This is a genomic window from Pseudomonas sp. 86_A, from assembly GCF_017491705.1.
Lineage (GTDB): Bacteria > Pseudomonadota > Gammaproteobacteria > Pseudomonadales > Pseudomonadaceae > Aquipseudomonas > Aquipseudomonas koreensis.
Map to the genome: position 1 here is coordinate 1 of NZ_JAFGYS010000042.1, position 1,017 is coordinate 1,017.

Annotated in this window: 2 protein-coding genes; both read right to left on the reverse strand. The window is 56.7% G+C overall.

The features are described from left to right. Positions 1-583: phage minor tail protein L (locus J5M57_RS27855; protein WP_207872063.1), on the reverse strand; the 583-nt coding region annotated here is incomplete at its 3' end. Next, positions 583-912 (reverse strand): phage tail protein, encoded by a 330-nt coding sequence (locus J5M57_RS27860; RefSeq protein WP_000847379.1) that lies wholly within the window; start codon positions 910-912, stop codon positions 583-585. The genes J5M57_RS27860 and J5M57_RS27855, both read right to left, overlap by 1 nt. Positions 913-1,017: the final 105 nt, after the last annotated feature.

Sequence of the window (1,017 nt, forward strand, 5' to 3'; positions counted from 1 at the left end):
GGTCATATTCATCCGCGACAGCCGGACCGCTATAACCGCACTCGTCACCGCGATAGGTCCAGGTGCAGGTGTTGGCCAGCATGATACGTCCCGGAAAAACAGCGCCATCCGTTTCCGTCGGCGTGGACAGTACAAAGGAGGCACTCACCGCGCTCAGTTCGCTGCACTGCTCAATGCGCCAGCGGCTGATCACCTCCTGCTCCGGATCGGCGTAACTGTTTCCGTTGACGAAGTTCACCGCATCCAGAAAACGGGCGTAAACCTTACGCCGGACCACCGTTCCGCCGACCAGACTCTGCATATCTTCCGCCATCCCGGTGACCATACCGTACAGGTTAGAAACCGTCAGCGTGGGGCGCGTACTGGTGCCTTTGCCATTCAGTTCAAAACCGCTCCCCTGAATGGGATACGGCTGATACTGTCGCCCCTGCCAGGTGACCGGCTCACCTTTTTCGTTCTGCTCATTACAGAAAAAATAACGTTCTCTACTGACCTCTGTTAGGTCGATTTCCCAGATCACCACGCTGTCCGACTGCCTCGCACGGGTGCATTCATTCAGTGTTTCCTGCCGGATATCCTGCATCAGTTCACCACCTGTTCAAACTCTGCGCTGAACTCAACACGCAGCATACTGACCCGCGACGACCATTTTGCGCAGGTCACCTTTATCTGCCGCCACTCATAAGGCGGCGTCCACAGAAAGGATTTCCAGCCCCCGTGCTCTTCCAGAAACGACTCCAGTACCGTGGCCTCCTCACGGGGGACAGAAAGCGTCACGCTGTACGTTTTCAGGTTGGCATTCAGCCCGGCAGGCGCTCGCTGAGAATAGCCATCACCAAAGCGCACCTTTCTTACAGAAGGGACCGAAGCCACATCCATACCGGGTTTCACTTTCCAGCGGAAGGTCTTCATCGTCCACCTCCGGAGAACAGGCCACCATCACGCATCTGTGTCTGAATTTCATCACGGGCACCCTTGCGGGCCATGTCATACACCGCCTTCAGAGCAGCCGGACCT

What these genes read in the sequence shown, in the direction of transcription:
- J5M57_RS27860 (WP_000847379.1), bottom strand. Translation starts at nt 912, where the DNA reads ATGAAGACCTTCCGCTGGAAAGTGAAACCCGGTATGGATGTGGCTTCG.